This is a genomic window from Terriglobia bacterium (genome assembly GCA_020072815.1).
Taxonomy (GTDB): domain Bacteria; phylum Acidobacteriota; class Terriglobia; order Terriglobales; family Acidobacteriaceae; genus Angelobacter.
On sequence record JAIQGE010000001.1, the window covers coordinates 344,085 to 365,235 of the forward strand.

Sequence of the window (21,151 nt, forward strand, 5' to 3'; positions counted from 1 at the left end):
CCGTGTTTCCGTGTCTCCGCGCCTCCGTGGTGAGATTTTTGGGCTTACTCCGCCGCCTTCTTCACCAGCTCCCACGCTTCCGCCACGTCCTGCCACTTGGTATGCAGATTCCCGATCGCCAGCCGGATCACCTGTTGTCCGTTCAGCACTGTGCCCGCGATGAAGACGCGTCCGGAAGCGTTGACCTTCTCCATGATCAGCTTATTTTGTTCGTCGCTGCCGCGATAGCGGAAGCACACCACCGAAAACGGCACCGGCGCGACGCGTTCAAAACGCGGGTCGGCGTCCACCAGCAGGGCGAGTTGCTGGGCCCAGGCGATGTGCTGGCGCAGCATGGCTTCAATGCGATCGCGGCCAAAGTAGCGCAGGACAAACCACAGCTTGAGCGCGCGGAAGCGGTGTCCCAGCGGGACGCCGTAGTCCATCAGGTTGTGGGCGCGCGGGTCGTCCTGCGTTTTGAGGTATTCGGGCGTGAGCGAAAACGCCTGCCGCAAAATATCCGGCCGGCGGGTGTAAAACGCGCTCAGGTCAATGGGCGTGAGCAGCCACTTATGGGCGTTGAACACCAGCGAGTGCGCGCGAGCCGCCCCGGCCAAAATGTGCCGGTGTTCCGGCAGCACCGCGACGGCGCCGGCGTAAGCCGCGTCCACGTGCACCCACATGCCGTACTTTTCCGCGATCTCCACGATCTGCGGCACGGGATCAATGCTGGTGGTGGACGTTGTGCCCACGGTGGCGACCACGCAGAACGGCCGCTTGCCCGCCGCTTTGTCTTCGGCGACCATCGCCGCCAGGGCATCGGCCTTCATGCGGAATTCTTTGTCGCTGGGGACCTTGCGCACGTTTTTCTGCCCGATGCCCACGGCAATCGCGCCCTTCTCAATGGACGAATGCGCCTGGTCTGACGTGTACAGCACCAGGTCGCCTTTGCTGCCGTGGAAGCGCGCTTCCGGCGCCACCATTTCCCGCGCGCAGACAATGGCGTGCATGCTGCTGGTGGAGGCCGTGTCGTAAATTATGCCGAACCAGGGGTTCGGCGAACCGCCACCGGCGGTCGCACTGGCGGAGTCTGTGGAAGCGTCGCCGCCAAGCCCAAGCCATTGCCGCAACCAGTCCAGCGTCTTCTGCTCCAGTTCGGCCACCGCGGGAGAGGTCTTCCAGTGCAGGCCGTTGGTGTTGAGCGCGGCCGCCAGCATTTCACCCAGGACGGCCGGCGTGGTCCCGGTGCAGGCAAAGTAGGCGAAGAAGCGCGGGTGGTTCCACTGCGTCACCGCGGGCATGATGAGTTTGTCGAAGTCGGCGAGGATGGCGTCAAACGATTCGCCCTGCTGCGGCGCCGACGCCGGCAGCGCGTCAAACAATTCGCCCGGCTTGGTCACGGCCAGCACCGGCCGCTCGCCCAGGCTGCTTAGATAGGCGGCGATCCAGTCCACCGTTTCGTGGCCAGCACGGCGAAAATCGTCAATGTAGTTGGCCGGCTCGCCTCCGGCCGGGGCGCTTGCGGGAACCCGCGTGGAATCAGTGTTTTTGTTCATGGTCATTGGGGAACCAACGTTACTTTCGGATTAATTTCTTTAACTTCCTTGACTCTGCGGAAAGACCTAGACTACTATCCACCCTGACATGCACGCCAGCCGATTTACTTTCGCGTTTACTTACCGCTACTCCTTTACGAGTGGCGGCGACGCGGTTGGTGTGCTGGCAAGCAAGACGTAAAGCAAGTCCAGTCATCATAATCACCGCAAGCCGCGACTCCCCAAAAAGGATCGCGGTTTTTGCTTTTAGGGAGCTTCAGACATGGGCCAACAAATTAGCGCGGGGGACAACACGCTTGCCGGCTGGCGACGCCAGATTGACGCGCTGGATACCGAGCTGTTGCGTCTTCTCAACCAGCGCGCGGCCATCGCCTGCGAAATCGCCGTCGTCAAAGTGGCGTCCGGCCTGCCTGCTTACGACGCTGCGCGCGAAGCCCAGGTGCTAAGCCGCATCGCCGCACATAATTCCGGTCCGCTTGATGAGCAGAGCGTCGCAGCCATCTTCAGCGGCATCATTCATGAAACCCGCCGTCTGGGCACGCAACGCATGCAAGAGCACAGTGGCCGGACGGTGGAGAGAGTTTAGGTTTGAGCAGTTTTCGAAGTTCGTCAAGTTATTGCGAACCGAGTTTTGCCCGGAACGCGAAGTCTTTTGGCTTTTGGCTTTTGGCTTTTGGCTTTTGGCTTTTGGCCAATTGCTAATTGCCAATTGCTAAATGCTAAATACTAACTACTAAGTACTAACTACTGATTTCTGGAGCAACCCCAATGGTCATCAACATGGCGGACGGATACACCGAACAACAACTGCAGCACGTAATTGATCGCGTGAAGGAGTGCGGTTTCCAGCCGCACGTTACGCGCGGGACCGAGCGGGCCATTGTGGCCGCTGTGGGCTCGGGCGGCTCGCGGGCCGCGCTGGAGGCCCTGCAGGCTGCGCCGGGCGTGGACTCGGTCGTCCCCATCGCGCACCCCTTCAAGCTGGTCAGCCGGCAGACGCGCGGTGAACGAACGCGTGTCACCGTGGGCAACGTGGTCATCGGCGGCGACGAAGCCGTGGTCATGGCCGGGCCGTGTTCGGTGGAGTCGCGTGAGCAACTCTTCTCCACCGCGCGCGCAGTGAAGGCGGCGGGCGCGTCCATTCTGCGCGGCGGCGCGTACAAGCCTCGCACCTCGCCTTACGACTTTCAAGGATTGGGCACCGAAGCGCTCAAGCTGCTCAGCCAGGTGCGCGAAGAGCTGGACATGCCGGTGGTCACTGAAGTGATGAGCACCAACGACATCGGCTTGATCAGCGACCACGCTGACATGCTGCAGGTGGGCGCGCGCAACATGCAGAACTACGATCTGCTGCGCCAGCTCGCCAAGTGCAGCAAGCCCATTCTGCTCAAGCGCGGCCCTTCGGCCACGGTGAAAGAGTGGCTGCTGGCCGCCGAGTACCTGCTCGCCGGCGGCAACGAAAACGTGGTCCTGTGCGAGCGCGGCATCAAGTCGTTTGAAACGGAGATGACGCGCAACACTCTGGACCTGGCCGCCGTCGCGCTGGCGCGCGAGCTTACGCACCTGCCCGTGGTCGCCGACCCCTCGCACGGCACCGGACGCCGCGACCTGATCGCTCCCGCCAGCCGCGCGGCCCTGGCCATCGGCGCCGATGGCTTAATCATTGAAGTGCATCCTTGCCCGGAACGCGCATTGTCCGATGGAGCGCAGTCGCTCAACCTGGATGAATTTGCGCGCTTGATGAAAGGCTTGTCCGCGCCGATTCGGTCGGTGGGAACTGGGATCGATCGCCCGCGCTCTAACCAATATTCTGATGCGCGGGCACGCTACCAGACGTTGGTTCAGCGCAAGTACAGCTCTGGCCTTTCAGCGAGCGAAGAAGATGAGTTGCTCAAATTGGGGGATATCCTTGACGAATTCGATAAGCCCTATTACGAAGCCGCAATTGATCGCCTGAGCAGTCTTAACAAGAAAAGGTGAATCAGTACGATGTCTCATTTCTTGCGAACAGTTCCTCCACCCGACGTGAAGGGCGGTTACAGTTCCTTTCGCCCCTATGTCCGCGCTGATTTTCAGCATCGATGCGCCTATTGTCTTTTTTGGGAGTTATTGGCTGCCGGGGAGGAGAATTTCGAGCTGGATCACTTTCGCCCCAAGAGCCTCTTTCCCGACGACGCGCAGAACTTCTACAACATTTACTATGCATGCCATCCGTGCAATCACTTAAAGCGCGATTTATGGCCGTCGAAGGACATGGAACGTCGCGGCCTGCGTCTTGTTGATCTGTGTAAGGATGAGTTTGAAGCCCATTTTCAACTGTGCAGTGACGGGCACTTGCAAGGCCTGACCGATGCGGGACGATACACTATAGATGCTCTAAGATTGAATCGGAAACACTTAGTCAGGCTCAGAGAAATGCTCAGTCAATTCGGGGTTGATATGCACAAGAAAGGGATATCGCAGGAACAGTGCGAACGCCTCCTACGCGAGTTGCTTGGTTGAGCAAATAGCAAAAGCTGCTTCAGGTGGTCAACGGCTTACGGTCCGCCACAATTGAACAGGGGCCTGTCAAGTTCCCAAGCTCAGAGTTGCGAAGCATGATTTGCTGAGAATAATCCTCGGCATTCGTTTTCAGAATGAACCGCCATTCAGTGTATTCTGTCTAGCGCAGCACGCATTCAGAAATCACTGAGGGGTACGCATGGATAGGGTCGCCGGCCGACGGTCATTTCCCTGGCTCAGCTGGGCAGGGCTGATTTCTTCGGTCTGCATCGCCGTCGGGCTTTACTGGGATATCTCCTGGCATGAAGCCATTGGCCGCGACACCTTCTGGACGCCCGCCCACCTGTTGATCCAGTTTGGAGCCGTGCTCACCGGACTTTGCGCCGGATGGGTGATCCTGCAGGCGACGTTCAGCCGCGATCCCGCCCTGCGCGCATCCACCGTCAGCGTCCTCGGTTTTCGCGGGCCGCTGGGAGCGTTCATCTCAGCTTGGGGCGGCGTGGCCATGATTACCTCCGCGCCTTTTGACAACTGGTGGCATGAAGCTTACGGGCTGGACGTAAAGATCATCAGCCCGCCGCATGTGCTGCTGGCGCTGGGCATTGCCGGCATCAACTGGGGCGCGGCCCTGGGAACCATCGCGGAGATGAACCGCTCAGAAGGCCGGCAGCGCCAAACCCAGCAGCGGATCCTGCTGGCGTTGGGTGGCTTTATCGTCCTTCAAGGGATGATTCTCAAACTGGAGTACACCAACCGCGTGCTTCTCCACAGCGCTGTCTCTTACCTGGTGATCAGCATCGGTCTTTTGCTGATGCTGGAGTCTTTGGCCCGCGCGGCCGGACATCGCTGGGCGCGCACCATGGTCGCTGGAGTCTATTCCTTATTTGTTCTGCTGATGTTGTGGATTCTGCCGCTCTTCTCCGCGCAACCCAAACTGGGGCCGGTCTATCAGCAGATTACCCACTTCGTGCCCTTGCCGTTTCCCATTCTGCTGATCGTGCCTGCTTTCGTGCTCGACCTGGTCTGGCCGGCGATGACCCGCGTCCCGCGCTGGCAGCAGGCGCTGGTTGGAGGCGTGGCGTTTCTGGCGATTCTGATCGCCGTGCAATGGCCCTTCGCCACCTTTCTTATGTCGCCTGCGGCGCGCAACTGGTTTTTTGCACCGCCCGACTTTCCTTACTTCGCCATGCCCAGCTCGCCTACCGTGCGTCATGTGTTCGTCGGATGGGAAAAGACTTCAGAGTGGTTTTGGCGGAACATGTCGCTCGCGTTTCTGGCTTCCGTGCTGAGCATGTGGGTGGGAATTGTTTTTGGGGACTGGCTGAAGAAGGTGCGGCGATAATTCTGGTGAAACCAAAATCTATTCGGTCCGAATTCCTGCGCCGCTTGCTGCTGGCGGTAGCAACCATGCTCGTTGTGCCGCTGGCCCTCTCCGCCCACGTCAACAGCCCCGACGTTTATTTTGACGGCCAGGCCGGTCCCTACCACCTGCTGGTCACGGTGCGTCCGCCCAAGGTGGTGCCGGGCATCGCGCAAATTGAGATTCGCAGCGCCGATGCTGGCGTTGATGAAATCAAAATCCTGCCGCTGCGCATGGTGGGCGAGGCTTCCAAGCTGGCGCCCACGGCCGATACGGCGCAACGGTCCGTGGCTGATCCACAGCTTTTTAGCGGGCAACTATGGATCATGGCGCGCGGTTCGTGGAAAGTTCAGATTAACGTGCAAGGTAAACGCGGCCCGGGTGAGCTTGCGGTCCCCATGCCGGCGGTCTCCAGCGGCTCCGCCAGCATGCAGATCGCGCTGGGCGTTCTGCTGGCTTTTCTGGGATTGCTGTTGTGCGCCGGGTTGGTGGGGATCATCGGCGCCGCCAGCCGCGAAGCCGACTTGCCGCCGGGCGACCAGCCGGCCGCGGAGAAAAAGCTCCTAAGCCGGATCGGAATGGCAGTCACTGCGGCGATGATTGTTGTGGCCCTGATCGGCGCCAACCGCTGGTGGGACGCGGAGGCCCGGGCCAACGCCAGACTCAATTACAAGCTTCCGCAATTGCACGCCTCGTTGCAGGCGGGAAACCTGCTGCGGCTGCAGTTGGAGAATCCCAATCAGACTGAACTGGGCCGTTTCGGCACGGTTCCACCGGACCGCTTTGTACTGACTGATCTGGTCCTCGACCACGGTCATCTCATGCATCTCTTCCTGGTTCGCATGCCGGACATGAAGAGTTTTTGGCATCTTCATCCTGAACAGACTGGTGAAGGCCAGTTTGATGTGGGCCTTCCTTCCATGCCCGCCGGCCGCTACCAGATCTTTGCCGACGTGGTACACAGCACCGGGTTCCCGGAAACGCAGGTTGGCGGCATTGATCTTCCGGCCATCGCCGCCGGCGCCTTGAATGGCGACGATTCCGGCATCGCCGAAGCCGTTCCTGCCGACAAAGTTGCTTCGCTTTCCGGCGGCTATCGCATGGTCTGGCTCCGCGACGATGCTCCGCTGAAGGCAAATCAAGCTGTGTGGTTTCGCTTCCGCGTGGAAGACAAAGTTGGCAAGCCCGCCGCGGACATGGAAAGTTACATGGGCATGGCCGGCCACGCGGCTTTCGTCAGCAATGATGGCAGGATCTTTGCGCACGTGCATCCCGCCGGCTCGGTTTCCATGGCGGCAGTCAACATCGCTGAGGGCGAAGCGCCGCCTGTCCGCGACATGCCCGCCATGCAGCACGATCATCCCGGCGCAGAAGTTTCATTTCCTTACGGGTTTCCCCGGCCCGGCGATTACCACATCTTTGTTCAAGTAAAACGTGCGGGACGCGTGGAGACCGGCTCGTTTCTTGCCCACGTCCAGTAAGCCAGCAACGCCTGCCGTGAGTGATCGCGAGGGCACATTCACTTTGGTAATAAGGCGTGTTGCTTATGTGTTTTCCTCGAAGGGGTGAGGTCTTCCAAATCCTGGAATCGGCTACTGATTCTAATAACATCTGAAAGCGGGGCTGGACACAGGGCTTTGCGAAATTCGCACAAGTTGAGTGCGACAAGGCCCTCCATCTTTTGGAAGATTGAGTGACTCCTACCGCGGGAAAAGCGGGTTTACGAACCGGGCACAACGCAGGAAGTCATTGACACTACAGGGAATATTAGTGATATAAATTATCCGCGCATTTTTTGGGTGGTGCAACCTAGCAGTAAGTGTGCAATGCAGCCGGACCCCCGAGACGATAAATCCGGTCAGGGGCACGATTCCATTCCATTCCATTTAGCGAGATTGAGGAGGGTTGAATGAAGGTTCTACGCAGACTGGGTTTCTTGGTGCTAGCGTCGGGCATGGCGCTGGCACAATCAAATCCGCCGAGCAATTCCACGGTTGCCGACGAGTTGAAAGCTTTGCGGGAAGCCATTGCCGCGCAGCAGAAACAGATCGCGCAACAGCAGCAAGACATGGCGCAACAGAAGCAGCAGATTGAGAGCTTGAAACAAGCTCTGGACGAAAAGACCTCCGGCACGCCGCACGTTGCCGATGCTGCTCTACGGACTCCCACCACCACCGAGCCGGTGAACGTGGCCACTGCCGTCCAGGGCGACAAGGAGGCGGTTAAAGAGTCGCCGCTTTCCTTCCGCATTGGCGGCGCTGAGTTTACGCCTGGCGGATTCATTGACTTTGAGAACATTTTCCGCACAACCAATGCGGGAGCCGGCACTGCCACCAGCTTCGGCTCGATCCCGTTTAGCAACACCATTCAGGGACACCTGACTGAATTCCGTTCCACCGGCCAGTATTCGCGCCTGAGCTTGAAGGTTGGCGCCAAGTACGGCGAGAACCGTGTTGTCGGCTATGTGGAAGGCGACTTCAACGGCAACGATGCCGCCAACGTGTTCGTGTCTTCCAATCCCCACACCGCCCGCGTGCGCCTGTTCTGGGTGGACATGCGTCGCGGCAAGTGGGAATTTGTAGGCGGCCAAACCTGGGGACTGCAGACCCCCAACCGCGTCGGGCTCTCGCCCAACCCGGGTGACGTCTTTGTGCCCATCGGCGAAGACGCCCAGACCCACGTCGGCCTGCCCTATACCCGCGCTGGTGAGTTCCGCGCCATCTACCATGTCAATGACAATTTCCAGTGGGGCGTGGCTCTCCAGAACCCGGACCAGTTCGTAGGCGCCGGGGAAGTCATCTTCCCCTTTGCCTTCAACGCGGCACTGGGACCCCAGTTTGACGCAGCCAACCAAACCACGGTGGCCGATGCTTTCCCTGACATCCATACCAAGTTTGCCTGGGACAAAGATGTCGACGGGAAGCACCAGCACTTTGAAGCGGGCGGAATTATCACTTCAGCCAAAATCACCAACGTGCCCATCGGCGGGACCACGTTTGCTCATCATTCGGCGATCGGCGCAACCGGCCACGCGGCCTTCAACTTTGAACTGGTCAAGGGCTTCCGCGTGATGGCCAACGGCATTTGGGGCTCCGGCGCCGGACGCTACATGATCGGATTCGGACCGCAGGCAGTTGTGGTTCCCATCGCGACCGGTCCCGGCACGTTTGACACTGATGTTTCCATGGTCCACTCGGGCGGCACCATCGTGGGATCGGAACTCCAGATCGGCAAAAACACCCAGTTGGGCGCCTACTACGGCGGCTTCTATTTCGGACGCAACTCGTTCGCCGATGTGACCTCGCCGCTGGTGGTGAAGCCCATTATCGGCTTTGGCGGCATCAACTCACCCAACAGCGCTAACCGTGCAATCCAGGAAGCGTCGTTCGACTGGACGCAGACTTTCTGGAAGAACCCGCAATACGGTGCCGTGCTGCTGGTCACCCAGACTTCCTACGTGACCCGCGCGCCGTGGTTCGTTGCGGCCGGCGCACCCAAGAACGCTCACTTGATGATGGGCTTTGTCAGCTTGAAGTACGTCATCCCGTAGGCTGTCAAACAGCAATTAACACTTCAACAGAGCGCCAGGAAACTGGCGCTCTTCTTTTTTGTCGCTGCGCTCCAAACCGCGTGCGACCCCGTCTCTAGCAGCGATTCCTCTGCACCGATGGCAAGCCCTCGCCGCGCAATCGTCTTCCAAACCTCGGATTGCAATACTAAAGTTAATAGCAAGTGAAAGGGGCTGATTTCCTTTGGACCTACCGACAGCATCGCAAAATGTCCTGGCAAGTTTCCAAATTTTGGAAGATTTATTCAATGTTGAGCTTTCATCGGTTATCCAAATCTTCACGAAGAATTATTGACACCGCCTAAAACCTCAGTGTTATAAATATCCGCCGCATTTTCCTAGCAAGTTCTGAGCTACAAGTGTGCAATGCAGCCGGACCCCCGAAAATTTTCCGGTCAGGGTCACGATTCCAATCTGAATTGGTGAGTGAGCGAGGAGAGTTCATGAAATTTTTACGTCAAATTAGTTTCCTTGTGCTGGCCGCCGGAATGGCTCTGGCCCAGACCAGCACGTCCAGTAGTCCCACTGTTGCCGACGAGCTGAAAGCTTTGCGTGAGGCCATTGCCGCGCAGCAGAAGCAGATTTCGCAACAACAACGCCAGATAGAAACCTTGACGCAGGCGCTGGAAGATAAGAACGCCGGCACGCCGCACGTAGCCGACGCTTCGCTGCGCGTGCCCGCGTCCCAGCCTGCGGTAGTGCCTGCCGCAGCCGTGCAAGAGGGCAAGACGGAAGCCAAAGAATCACCGCTTTCAGTCAGGATCGGCGGTACCGAATGGACACCGGGCGGATTCATGGATTTCCAGAACATCTTCCGCACGGTGAACACCGGCAACGTGGTCTCTACCGGCTTCAACGCCATTCCCTTCAATAACACGGCGGCCGGACAGCTCACCGAATACCGCTCCACCGGACAGTACTCACGCTGGAACCTCAAAGTCACCGGCAAGTACGCAAACACTAATCTGCTGGGCTATGTGGAAGGCGACTTCAACGGCAATGATGCCGCCAACGTGTTCGTCACCACCAACCCGCACACCCTGCGTTTGCGTCTTTACTATTTGAACGCCAAGCACGGCCACTGGGAGTTCACTGCCGGACAAGCCTGGGGTCTGATCACGCCGAACAAGATCGGGGTAGGCCCCAACCCAGGGGACCTGTCCACGACGATGGCCACCGACGGCAACATCCACGTGGGCGTGCCCTACGCTCGTGATGGCCAGTTCCGCGTGGCGATCCATCCTAACGAGCACTTCTCCTGGGCCGCCTCAGTGGAAAATCCGCAGCAGATCACCAACGGCGAAGTCATCACGCCGACGGCATTTGCCACGGTGCTGGGCACGCAGATTGATGGAGTGGCCACGCCCGGCGTGCCCAACGCCTTCCCGGACATCGTGAGCAAAATGGCCTGGGACACCAAGTTTGGAGCGCGCGCTTTCCACATCGAAGCCGGCGGCCTGATTACCTCCACCAAACTCGCGGTGCAGCCCACTCCGGTTGTGCCCGGCGAGGCCTTCAATAAGCATTCCAAGATCGGCTCGGGATTGATGGGCGGAGTCAACTTTGAGCTGTTCAAAAACTTCCGTCTGCTCAGCTACGGCGCCTACGGCGCGGGCATCGGCCGGTACTTCATCGGCTTTGGACCGCAGTACGTGGTTGTTCCCTCGGGCACCACTTGCACCAGCGCGGGCGGTTGCGACGTGAACATATCCATGGTCCATGCCGCCACTGGTTACGGTGGAGTGGAAACGCAACTGGGCTCCAAAACACAACTAGCGGCGTATTACGGCGGCGAGTACTACCAGCGCAGCTCCTTCGCCGACATTACCTCACCCGCGGTCGTGAAGCCGATTATCGGCTTTGGCGGCGCCGGTTCGGCCAACACCAACAACCGGGCCATCCAGGAGGGTAGCTTCGTAATCACCCAAACCTTGTGGAAGAACCCGCAGTTTGGCGCCCTGCTGTTCATCAATGACGCCAGCTACTCCACCCGCGCTCCTTGGTTCGTCAACAAGAACGTCACTACCGGCGCTCTGCTGGCGCCCAAGAACGCGCACATGTTCATGGACCACGTGGTGCTTCGTTACGTTCTGCCGTAGCACTCTGTGTCCGCTTTTCCTGAGCGCCGGTTCCTGCCGGCGCTCTTTTATTTTGTCGCTGCGCTCCACACCGCTTGCGATTTTCGTCTCCGCAGAGATTCCTCTGCACTTGAAACCAGCCCCTCGCCGCGCAAGCCGGGCCCGCGCCTTAAAGTTGCAGCCGGGGGAAATGTCGCTGCGCTCCACACCGCTTGCGATTTTCGTCTCCGCAGAGATTCCTCTGCACCTGAAACCAGCCGCTCGCCGCGCAAGCCGGGCTCGCGTGTAACCACTACACGCCTCTAATTTAGAATAGAGCCCTGATGCGAACCGCTTGCTTCCTGATGTCGTTGGCATGTTTGTTGTCCGGGCAAAGCGTGTTCTCCCAGCCCGTTCAAGGCAAACACGCGCGCGTTGAGCTGTTGTCGCGCCAAGCATCCGTGACGCCCGGCGCGGAACTCATGCTGGGCGTGCACTTCATGCTGGAAAAAGGCTGGCATATTTATTGGATCAACCCCGGCGACTCCGGCCAGCCTCCGGCTTTCAAGTGGCAGCTGCCCAACGGATTCACCGCAGGCGACGTTCGCTGGCCCCGCCCGGAACGCATGCAGAATTCCCCGATGATCGCCGACTACGGCTACCACGATGACGTCCTGCTCACGGTCCCGGTCCGTGCGCCGCAAGCGATCGCCGGTGGCAAGGCTCTGGCCATCGAAGTGGAAGCCAAATGGCTGATCTGCCGCGAAGTCTGCATCCCCGATAAAGCTAAGCTGGCGCTCTCTCTGCCGGTGAGCGGCGCCGCCAAGAACGATCCAGCCACCGCCAGGCTTTTCGCTGACGCGGAGAAACTGCTTCCCGCACCCTGGCCGAAAGCCTGGAATGCCCGGGCAGAATCGCAAACCAGCAATTTCGTGTTGACCATTGACGCCGGCAAGCCGGTCAACAAAGCCATGTTCTTCCCGCTTGATCCGGACCAAATTGACAATCCGGCGCCGCAGTTGCTGCGGGTGCAACCCCGGGGAGCGGCGATCGCGCTGCGCAAGTCCGACCTGCTGACTAAGCCCATCACCGTTTTGCGCGGGGTGCTGGTGCTGGCCGATGGTTCGGCTTACCGGCTGGAAGCTCCCGTGGCTGCAAAAGCGATAAAATGAATTTCGCGCAAGTTCCAGGAGGACCCATGAGCAAGCTCCGCTATTCGCTGGTGACTCTGGGAGTCGTTTCCCTTTTGACCTTGGCCCACGCGGCCCGAGTGGGCGAGCCCGCGCCCGGTTTCACCGCCGTGGACAGCAACGGCAAGCAGCGCAGTCTTTCTGACTACAAAGGCAAATACGTGGTGCTGGAGTGGCACAACCAGGGCTGTCCTTACACCAAGAAGCACTATGAGAGCGGCAACATGCAACGCCTGCAAAAGGAATGGACCAGCAAAGGCGTGGTATGGCTCACCGTGATCTCTTCCGCCCAGGGAACGCAGGGCTTTGTCACCCCGACGCAAGAGAACGAGTACCTGCAAAAGATGAACGCCGTGCCCACCGCCGTCCTCATGGATCCCGGCGGCAGCCTGGGACATCTCTACGCCGCCAAGACCACGCCGCACATGTACATTATTGATCCCGGCGGCACGCTGATCTACCAAGGGGCCATTGATGATCATCCAACGTCGGACGCGGGAGACATTCCCAAGTCCAAGAACTACGTCAACGCGGCGCTGGGTGAAGCGATGAGCGGCAAACCGGTCAGTGATGCGGCCACGCGCCCTTACGGCTGCTCAGTCAAGTACAAAGACTAGGCGTCCGGATTGTCAGGGCGGAGATTGCCGGGCTGAAGATTTCCGGTGGAAAGGGCTCGGGGAGAGCGTGCGCGTCATAGACCATGCGTCCACCATCGGAATTGCTCAGCGCTGTTGAGCCGGAGATCTCGCAGGTAGAAGCCCCGCGACTGGCGCAGGCTTCCGCGCAGCTCAGCCGCCAATACCAGGCTGGCGATTGCTCCGCGGCCGCGATAAAAACTGACGCACAGCGCGCAGCCTACCTCGCTGTCCGTCTGCCGGCCACGTACGCCGCGGCCTGGCACGTGTTCTCTGAAGTTCATCGCCTGGCACCGCACGCTGAAGTTGCCAGCATCCTGGATTTAGGCGCTGGCCCCGGGACCGCCGTCCACGCCGCCGCCGAAGTTTTCACTAGTCTCAACCAGGCAACGCTGCTGGAATCCGACGCCGCCTGGCTCGCGATGGGCCAGCGCATCGCCCAACGATGCCCCACTCCTGCAATGCAAAATGCTCGCTGGATTCGCGGCGATATCGGCCGGGAGTTCGCCTCCGCTCCGCATGATCTGGTGGTGATTGCATATGCGCTAGGCGAACTGCATCCAAGCGAAGCCGAATCATTGCTCAAGCGGGCCTGGAATCTCACCTCCAAATTCCTGGTGGTGGTGGAGCCGGGAACCATGCGCGGGTTTGGCGTGGTGAACGCCGCGCGATCGTTCTTGATCGCCACGGGCGCCCGCCTGCTGGCGCCGTGTCCGCACCAGGGACCGTGTCCCATGGCCGCGTCCCCCAAGACCGCGTCCCCCAAGACCGCGTCCAAAGACTGGTGCCATTTTGCCCAGCGCCTGGAGCGGACAGCGCTCCATCGCCGCCTCAAGGGCGGGGCCCTGGGCCATGAGGACGAGAAGTTTTCCTACGTCGTCGCCAGCAAAGTGGAGGCACCAGCCGCCGCGGCCCGCATCGTCCGCCATCCGCAGAAGCACGGCGGACACGTGCAGCTCGCGCTGTGCGCGCCGGAGGGCCTGAAGTCCACCACCGTAAGCCGCTCACAGAAACAGGCTTACAAGCTGGCCCGCAACGCCCGGTGGGGCCAGGCCTGGGACCCGGGCGTCGGCGACTAAGACGCTGGCTCGGCCAGGCCCTTCCCGTGCTGAAAACCATTCAGTGAGCGAACTAAGTATGTCGGCCCACGATGAGATGAAACGCTCCCTCCCCCTGGCGACACTATTTCTTTAGCGGAACTCTGATGCGGACGCGGCGCAGACGAAATTTTTTTTCTTGCGAAATAAAGTTGCTGCACAAGGGTTCACAAGCGAGTAGACTGTCCAGCACTAGCTGAAAGCGTATCGCCCATGTCATCATCCCCCGCAAAAGACGTGCGTTCAGATCCCCCTGCCTCAGGTCTGGAATTCTTGGTGGTCGGCAGCGACAATTCCGTGTTCAAAGCAGTGTCGGCGGCGGTGCGCAAGGTCAACGGACGCCTCAACTGCGCTCCCGCGACCAGCTCTGCCAGCGATTATCTTTCCCGCCGCAAGGTGGATGGGATTGTGATTGACATGGACCTGCCCGGCGCGCTGCAACTGCTGCAAAACATCCGCTCCGGCGGCTCCAACCGGGCGTCAGTGATTTTCGCCTGCATGGGCAACGCCCCGGAGACGCAAGGCGTGATCCGCGCCGGCGCCAACTTCGCCCTGCACCGTCCTCTGCACTCGGACAAAGTTGCCAACATCTTCAACCTGGCCACGGGCATGATGGCCGCGGAGAAGCGCCGTTATTACCGCCATCCGCTCATGGTGCCGGTGGAAATGAAAGCCAACGGCAAGGAACTGGAAAGCACCATGTGCAATCTGAGCGAAGGCGGCATGGCCATCTGGTCTCTGAATTACCACGCCAAGGGCTCCAAAGTGGAGTTTGCGTTTGACCTGCCTGCCGGCGGACGCATCCAGGGCGCGGGCGAAATCGCCTGGAACGGCACCGACGGCCTGGCCGGCATCCGCTTCAACATCCTGGCGAACGAAGTCTATTCCCAGCTCTCCAGTTGGGTGGGCCGGCGATATTCGAAGCCCGCGGCGTAAGGGCAAAACCTAAACCACAAAGGACAGGAAGAACCACAAAGGGCTTGCGCCGAGCCCGAACTCACCCAGACCTTTGTGTTCCTTCGTGTCCTTCGTGGTAAAAGATCTCTAGTTCCCTCGCGGGGGCTAAGACTCATCGCCGGGGCCGCCGGGCGATCCGCACTCTTTCCACAGTTTTTCCCAATTCCAGATCCCGGACGTCACCTTGACCGGCAACGGGAATCCGAGCTGATGCGCCAGCATGCACACCTGCCCGCGATGGTGGGCTTCATGAGCAAGCATGTAGCACAGCATTTCCGGGCCAGCCGGCCAGGGCCGGGCCCAGCCGTCCCGCAAAAACTTCTTGACGCGTCCCCCGCCGCCGAGGGCTTCCGCCAGCATCTCCGCGCAGCGAGCGGCGCTCTCCGCCAATCCTTTGCGGGCCTGGTGCGGCGTGCAGTGGGCGCGGTCGAGCTGCCGTGGGACCTTCAGATGTGGAGCTGTTAGCCTGATCCACTTGGTGCGGGCGTTGTGCATGTGCGTGAAGATGGCCGCAATGGTATGAACGCTGCCGGGAGACTTGGCCCTCCAGGCGGCGGGGTCAAGATGTTCGATAAGAAGCTGGTTCATGCGATCATTGGCGGCAAAGATCTGGACTGCGGCCCGTCCGAGTTGAGTGTGGACCTTGTTTTCACGAGTGGCGTTTTGACGAGTGGCGCGTTGACGCGTGGCCATGGCTCCCGACTCCTTGACCTATTTTGCGCGCATGGTGGCGACGCATTTTGCGATCAGACCCTCCAATACCTTTTGGTCAACATCGGCGAGTTTTCTGATGTACAGGCAGCCCTTGCCCGTGGTGTGCTTGCCGAGTTTGGCGAGCAGCGCCTCGGCGCCCCCGGCCCCCAACCTGAGGTAGAGCACGGTTGCGGCCTTGCGCGGTGAGAAACCGACGAGCGGCATGTCGCCCTCCCGTCCGCTCTCGTAGGTGTAGTGGTAGCTGCCGAAGCCGATGATCGAGGGTCCCCACATCTTCGGCTTTTCGCCCGTCGCGCTTTGCATGAGTTTGACCAGTGCTTTCGCGTCCGCGCGCTTGGTTGGGTCCGCAATCGCACTGATATACGCCGTTACGCTGATGCTGGTCGGTTTGGTTTTGTTCTCCGCCATTCGCTTTGCCTTTGCAACGATACGCTGAACATCTTTTATCGCGAGGATTTGTGAACGCCGCTGAAGTCCGCGTTCCTCAGTGTCCTCCATGGTGAAAGCGCTATTGCCGGCTGGCCGGCGGCACGATTCCGTTCATGCGCAGGTACTCCACCATCTGGCCGTATTCGTCGGCTGCGTGAATCACCGCGCCGGAAGCCACAAACAAACGAGGCTGCGTGCCGCGGAAGAACGGGACCTGCTCCAGCGCGTTTTCGGTGGTCAAGGCCTTGGCCGCGCGATGTCCCACGGCGAACGAGTCCTTCAGGAACTGGATGATCTCGGCTTTCTTTGTCAATTCATCCGGGCCATTCGGGCCCTTGATGTTCTCCGGCATCTTCTCGCCGGTCAATGTGGTCCAGAAACGGAAGTTGGCGGTGGCCGTGTGCTTGACCAGTTGCGCGAAGGTGCGCACGTCCTTGTAGGAGCTGCCGGGGATGTTGAGGCTGGCCGGAGTGAAATTGAATTTGTCTTCGGGCATGGCCTCGGCGGCCTCTACCACGTACTTTTCGTACTGGCTGACTTGGCGGTCCACCACAGATGCGATGCTCGCCGGGGGTTGTGGCGCGGCCTGGGCCTGGGGCGCAGGAGCGGCGGGGGCAGCCGGCTTGTCTTTATCTTGGGCCGCGACCGCAATGGCAAAACTGAGGGCCGTCAACAAGCAAAAAACTCTCAAATACTTCATGGACTTTGTTCTCCTTCACTCTTTGGATGACTGCGGGTCTCAGCGTGAAACCATATCATGGATGCAGGCGGAGGGGAACGTCGCGCTCCATGGCCTCGTCGCGAGCGACTGCGCCACAAAAAACACGGAGGTTCGCTTCGCCTCCGTGTTCCGCTGCGGTGATAGGGACCCCTCGTAAGGCTCGGGATGGGGAAACTTAGCTTTGTGCCCGGCTGGCCGGTGGAATGATGCCGTTCATGCGCAGGTACTCCACCATCTGGCCGTAGTGATCAAAGGCATGCGCCGCGGCAAACATGGACAAGAACAAACGCGTTGATTTGCCTTTGCCGAGCGGCACTGGCTGCCCCATGTTCTCATTGGTAAGTGACAGGCAAGCGCGATGTCCCATGGCAAAAGAATCCTTCAGCAGTTTGATGATGTCGGCTTTCGCGGTCATGGAGGCCGGGCCGTTATCTTCGCTGACGTCCACGGGCGGCTTCTCGCCCAGAACGGCCGAGAAAAATGCAAAGTTGGTGACGGCGATATGCTTTACTTCCTCCGCGAAGGTCTTCACGCCCTTGTATTCGCTGCCCTGGATCTTCAGGTTGTCCGGCGTGAAGTTGTATTTTTCTTCCGGCATGGCTTCAGCTGCGCCCACAATTTCCCGCTCGGCGGTCTTCAATTGGTTGTCCACGATGGTTGATACCGGAAGGGCCGCCTGCTCGGCCTGCGGCTTGGCGGCCGCTGTCGCGGCGGATTGGGCCAGGGCCACAGTGGCCAAGGACATCAGCAGGCACAGGAAAAAGGTTCTATTCAGTTTCATGCTTTCATCTCCTCAAGAATTTACCGGCAAAAGTTTCTCACGGAGGCGCTGCCATCCGGAAGCGTCACTTGCCACTGGGCTTGGTCATCTGCATCTGCATGCCCTTCATGTTGCTGGCCGGCGGAACAATGCCGTTCATACGCAGGTACTCGGCCATTTGTCCGTAATGGTCGCTGATGTGGGTCAGCGCCAGCACTACCAGCGAAATTCGCGTGACTTTGCTGCCGCGAAATTCCACCAGACCCAGCGCATTTTCCGCTGTCAGCCCGCGCACCGCCTGGTGGCTGTAAGCGAGCGAGTCTTTGAGGAACTTGAGGACTTCGTCCCGGGACTTCATCGCCACAGGCCCTTTCGGGGCGTTGAGTCCCGCGGGCTCCGGTTTGCCGGTCAGCGGCGCCCAGATGGCAAAGTTGTCAGCGGCAACGTGCTTCACCTGCTGCCCAAATGTGCGGACGCCTTGGAACTCACTGCCCGGCAGGTTGAAATTTTCCGGGCTGGAATCGAATTTGTCAGCGGGCATGGCTTCCGCGGCGTCCACAAACTGTTTCTCCAAGTTCGTGATTTCAGCGTCAATCGCGCTGGCGAAAGTTGCGGGAGCTGGCGGTTTGCTCTGGGCAAACACGCTTACGGCGACGCTGCAGAGCGCAGCGACGAAGAATATTCTCAAGTGCATCATGCTGGTTTCTCGCTGAAGGTGGCGGACTGCTGCAGGCGGTACCAGTTTGCCAGCAGCAAACTCGCGATGAGCGCCGCGGCGGCCGCAGTCAGGGCAGATTTCACCGAACTGCGCGTGGCCAGCGCACCCCAGGCAAAACTGCCCAAGGCCAGTCCGCCCTGCAATACCAGCACGTACATGGAGATCACGCGCGCGCGTACCCATCCCGGACAGCCGGTTTGCACTACCAGGTTCAGCGTGGCCAGAATGCTGATCCACGCCATGCCGGCCGCGGCCGCAAATACTGAAGACAAGAAGAGCGTGCCGCTGCGCACCAGGCCAAAGAGGGCAACGGCAAACAGCACAGTCGCCACCGCGGTGACTGCGTCGTAAGAAAACCTGCGTCGCGCCACCGCCAGGACCAGCGCCCCGGCGAGCGCGCCCAGCCCGAAGAAAGCCAGCATGGCGCCGTATCCGGTGGCGCCAAAGCGGCTGGCGATCAGCGGCAGCAACGCCCAAAATGCGCTGGCCAGCAAGGTGAACGCCAGGGTGCGCACCATGACCGCGCGGATTCTCTTTTCCTGCCGCACGTAGCGCACGCCCAGCAGGATGGCACCGGAAAAAGTCACCTTCACCTTCGCCTGGCCGGGTTCGCGCGCCGCTGGCTTCCAGTAATAAAGGAAGAGAATCACGCCGAAGAATGAAACAGCATTGAGCAGGAAGGCCGCGCCCGATCCTGCCCTGGCGATCACCAGCCCGCCCAGCGCGGGTCCCACGGAGCGCGCAATGTTGAAGGCCGCGGAGTTCAACGCGACCGCCGACGCCAGCTTGGACGAGGGCACCAGGTCCGGCGTTAGCGCTTGCCACGCCGGGTCATTCATCACCGCGCCCACGCCCAGAAGAAAAGTAAGAGTGAGAAGCCACGCCGGCGTGCACGTGCCGGTGATGACCAAAATCCCCAGCACCGTTGACGCGGCCACCATGGAAGCCTGGGTGAAAAGCAGGAACTTGCGGCGGTCCACCAGGTCGGCCAGGGCTCCCGCGGGCAGCGCGATGAGCAGCACGGGCAAACTCAACGCCACTTGCACCATGGAGACCAGCATCGGCGAGCGGGTGAGCGACGTCATCTGCCAACCGGTGGCCACGTTCTGCATCCAGCTTCCGGTGTAGGAAATTACGGCGGCAATCCACAGGCTGCGGAACAGCGGTTCATACAACGGCGCCAGCGCGCCGCTATGTACCTGCGCCTGCGGCGCTCCATCCGGCACCGGCGAAGGAGTCACCTGGATTTGTGCGGGGGGCTCCATGGGACTAGCTGGCCTCGGCGGGTTGGGGCTCTGCGGCGCGGCAATGGGTTGGGGGATGATAGACATGGCAGATCGATGGATTGCAGACCCTTGGACTGCAGGTCGTTAGATCGCAGATCGTTGGACTGCAGATCATTGGACTGCCGCTCCTGTATTCTCGTGAGCAGGCGGGCCGGAAAATGGCCATTCTCTGCGTACACGCGAACGCACCAGAAAAAGGACCACGCCAATCGCAACGATCACCAGGGCATAGCTCAAGTCGCGCAAAGACCCTTTGCGGGAAAACAGGACGTAAACAAAGCCGGCCAGCGCCAGCAGCGCCGGCAAAGGATAAAGATACATCCGGAACGGGCGCGGAAAGTCAGGCCGTCGCCAGCGCAGGAGCAGCAGCCCCACGATCTGCATCAGAAACTGTACGGTAATGCGGATCACCACCAGGCCGGTGATCACGTCAATCAGCCGGAAAATGCAGAACAGCGCGGCCACCCCGCCCAGCGTGAGCAAAGAAACATACGGGAACTGGCCTTTGGAATGGACTTTTGCGTACACACGGAAATAATTGCCGTCGCGCGCGGCGGCATACGGCACGCGCGAATATCCCAGCAGGAGCGAAAACACTGAGGCAAACGCCACCCACATGATCAGCACTGCAGCGGTCTTGCCGGCCCATGCGCCGTACGTCCGTTGCAGGACGGTGGACGCCACAAAGCTCTGCGCGCCGGACGTTGCCACCCGGTCCATCTCCTGCCAGGGGACCACGCCCAGCATGGCGGTGTTCATCAGCAGATAAAGGACGCTGACCATCGCTACCGACAACAACACGGCGCGGGGAATGTTGCGCTCCGGCTGGCGAATTTCCGCGCCCAGGAAACACACGTTGTAGTATCCCCAATAATCGTAGTAGGCAACCAGCATGGCCGAGCCCAGCCCGGTGAGGAACCCGTTGGAAAACCGGAATGCGCCGGGGGGAAAGCTGAACGCCTGCGCCGCGTTGAAGTGCGTGAGCCCGGCGACGATCACCCACAACATGGTCCCCATCACACCGACCCAAAGAAATTTTGACAGCCGCCCGATCACGCGGATGCGGCGGTAGAGCAACAGCACAGCCAGGCCGCAGGCGGCCATCGCAACAAAAGTCCCGTTGGTGATCAGCACCCGCACTTCAAACTTTCCGACCAAGGGAAGCATCGCGGCGAATGGATGGTCAAAGTGGGAGACCGCCAACGCCGGCCACAGATAGCTGGCATATTGCGCGACGCCCAGGCATCCCGAAGCGATGGACAACGGCGCGCTGAAGATGAGTTGCCACACAAAAAGAAAAGACATCAGCCGGCCGAGTTTCTGCGCGCCAAAACTCTGCTTCAGATACGCGTACGAACCGCCGGCTTCCGGCATGGACGCGCCCAGCTCCGCCCACACTTGGCCGTCACACATGGCGAAGAACGCGCCGAGTATCCATCCCAGCATAGCCTGCGGCCCGCCCATGGCGTGGACGATCAGGGGCATGGTTATGAACGGCCCCACGCCGATCATGTCAATCATGTTCAGCGCCGTGGCTTCACGCAGCCCGACTTCGCGGACCAGGTGGGGTTGCGCGGACTCGAGCGTTGCTGGGGAAGGCTGGCTCATTCTCGCTGGACCGT

Annotated in this window: 19 protein-coding genes; 11 read left to right on the forward strand and 8 right to left on the reverse strand. The window is 60.2% G+C overall.

Translation table 11 applies throughout. The annotated features are described in order from the left end of the window. Window positions 1–44: 44 nt before the first annotated feature. On the reverse strand, window positions 45–1,541 hold the full coding sequence (locus LAO20_01450; GenBank protein MBZ5530071.1) for an aminotransferase class V-fold PLP-dependent enzyme: 1,497 nt from the start codon (window positions 1,539–1,541) through the stop codon (window positions 45–47). A gap of 256 nt (window positions 1,542–1,797) precedes the next feature. On the opposite strand from LAO20_01450, the gene LAO20_01455 reads away from it, so the two are divergent. The 11 genes from LAO20_01455 to LAO20_01505 all read left to right on the forward strand — a co-directional run bounded on the left by LAO20_01455 (window position 1,798) and on the right by LAO20_01505 (window position 14,880). Then, window positions 1,798–2,121, forward strand: a complete 324-nt coding sequence (locus tag LAO20_01455; protein MBZ5530072.1) for a chorismate mutase — start codon at window positions 1,798–1,800, stop codon at window positions 2,119–2,121. A gap of 182 nt (window positions 2,122–2,303) precedes the next feature. Then, window positions 2,304–3,515 carry a 3-deoxy-7-phosphoheptulonate synthase gene (aroF, locus tag LAO20_01460; GenBank protein MBZ5530073.1) on the forward strand — a complete coding sequence of 404 codons (1,212 nt, stop codon included), beginning with the start codon at window positions 2,304–2,306 and terminating at the stop codon, window positions 3,513–3,515. 9 nt (window positions 3,516–3,524) lie between these two features. Next, window positions 3,525–4,037, forward strand: coding sequence for a hypothetical protein (locus tag LAO20_01465; GenBank protein MBZ5530074.1), 513 nt, complete (start codon window positions 3,525–3,527; stop codon window positions 4,035–4,037). A 199-nt stretch (window positions 4,038–4,236) separates the two neighbouring features. Beyond that, a complete protein-coding gene (locus LAO20_01470) occupies window positions 4,237–5,379 on the forward strand; it encodes a hypothetical protein (GenBank protein MBZ5530075.1) in 1,143 nt (380 codons plus the stop codon). Window positions 5,380–5,384: 5 nt separating this feature from the next. After that, window positions 5,385–6,878 carry a hypothetical protein gene (locus LAO20_01475; protein MBZ5530076.1) on the forward strand — a complete coding sequence of 498 codons (1,494 nt, stop codon included), beginning with the start codon at window positions 5,385–5,387 and terminating at the stop codon, window positions 6,876–6,878. 428 nt (window positions 6,879–7,306) lie between these two features. Then, a complete protein-coding gene (locus LAO20_01480; GenBank protein MBZ5530077.1) occupies window positions 7,307–8,947 on the forward strand; it encodes a hypothetical protein in 1,641 nt (546 codons plus the stop codon). A gap of 461 nt (window positions 8,948–9,408) precedes the next feature. After that, window positions 9,409–11,064 carry a hypothetical protein gene (locus LAO20_01485; GenBank protein MBZ5530078.1) on the forward strand — a complete coding sequence of 552 codons (1,656 nt, stop codon included), beginning with the start codon at window positions 9,409–9,411 and terminating at the stop codon, window positions 11,062–11,064. 302 nt (window positions 11,065–11,366) lie between these two features. Further along, window positions 11,367–12,194 (forward strand): hypothetical protein, encoded by an 828-nt coding sequence (locus tag LAO20_01490; protein ID MBZ5530079.1) that lies wholly within the window; start codon window positions 11,367–11,369, stop codon window positions 12,192–12,194. 26 nt (window positions 12,195–12,220) lie between these two features. Further along, window positions 12,221–12,829, forward strand: coding sequence for a thioredoxin family protein (locus tag LAO20_01495; protein ID MBZ5530080.1), 609 nt, complete (start codon window positions 12,221–12,223; stop codon window positions 12,827–12,829). A gap of 83 nt (window positions 12,830–12,912) precedes the next feature. Further along, window positions 12,913–13,926, forward strand: a complete 1,014-nt coding sequence (locus LAO20_01500; protein MBZ5530081.1) for a small ribosomal subunit Rsm22 family protein — start codon at window positions 12,913–12,915, stop codon at window positions 13,924–13,926. A gap of 231 nt (window positions 13,927–14,157) precedes the next feature. Further along, window positions 14,158–14,880 (forward strand): PilZ domain-containing protein, encoded by a 723-nt coding sequence (locus LAO20_01505; GenBank protein ID MBZ5530082.1) that lies wholly within the window; start codon window positions 14,158–14,160, stop codon window positions 14,878–14,880. 126 nt (window positions 14,881–15,006) lie between these two features. On the opposite strand, the gene LAO20_01510 is transcribed toward LAO20_01505, so the two are convergent. The 7 genes from LAO20_01510 to LAO20_01540 form a co-directional block, all read right to left on the reverse strand. Next, the gene (locus LAO20_01510) at window positions 15,007–15,594 is read right to left on the reverse strand and encodes a DinB family protein (protein ID MBZ5530083.1); all 588 of its coding nucleotides are present in this window, start codon (window positions 15,592–15,594) and stop codon (window positions 15,007–15,009) included. Window positions 15,595–15,612: 18 nt separating this feature from the next. Then, a complete protein-coding gene (locus tag LAO20_01515; GenBank protein ID MBZ5530084.1) occupies window positions 15,613–16,023 on the reverse strand; it encodes a DUF1801 domain-containing protein in 411 nt (136 codons plus the stop codon). A gap of 100 nt (window positions 16,024–16,123) precedes the next feature. Beyond that, the gene (locus LAO20_01520) at window positions 16,124–16,744 is read right to left on the reverse strand and encodes a DinB family protein (GenBank protein ID MBZ5530085.1); all 621 of its coding nucleotides are present in this window, start codon (window positions 16,742–16,744) and stop codon (window positions 16,124–16,126) included. 196 nt (window positions 16,745–16,940) lie between these two features. Then, window positions 16,941–17,546 carry a DinB family protein gene (locus LAO20_01525; protein ID MBZ5530086.1) on the reverse strand — a complete coding sequence of 202 codons (606 nt, stop codon included), beginning with the start codon at window positions 17,544–17,546 and terminating at the stop codon, window positions 16,941–16,943. A 64-nt stretch (window positions 17,547–17,610) separates the two neighbouring features. Beyond that, window positions 17,611–18,222 (reverse strand): DinB family protein, encoded by a 612-nt coding sequence (locus tag LAO20_01530; GenBank protein ID MBZ5530087.1) that lies wholly within the window; start codon window positions 18,220–18,222, stop codon window positions 17,611–17,613. Next, a complete protein-coding gene (locus LAO20_01535; GenBank protein ID MBZ5530088.1) occupies window positions 18,219–19,574 on the reverse strand; it encodes an MFS transporter in 1,356 nt (451 codons plus the stop codon). Before LAO20_01535 ends, LAO20_01530 begins: the two co-directional genes overlap by 4 nt. Before the next feature lie 66 nt (window positions 19,575–19,640). Then, window positions 19,641–21,137 (reverse strand): APC family permease, encoded by a 1,497-nt coding sequence (locus LAO20_01540; GenBank protein MBZ5530089.1) that lies wholly within the window; start codon window positions 21,135–21,137, stop codon window positions 19,641–19,643. Window positions 21,138–21,151: the final 14 nt, after the last annotated feature.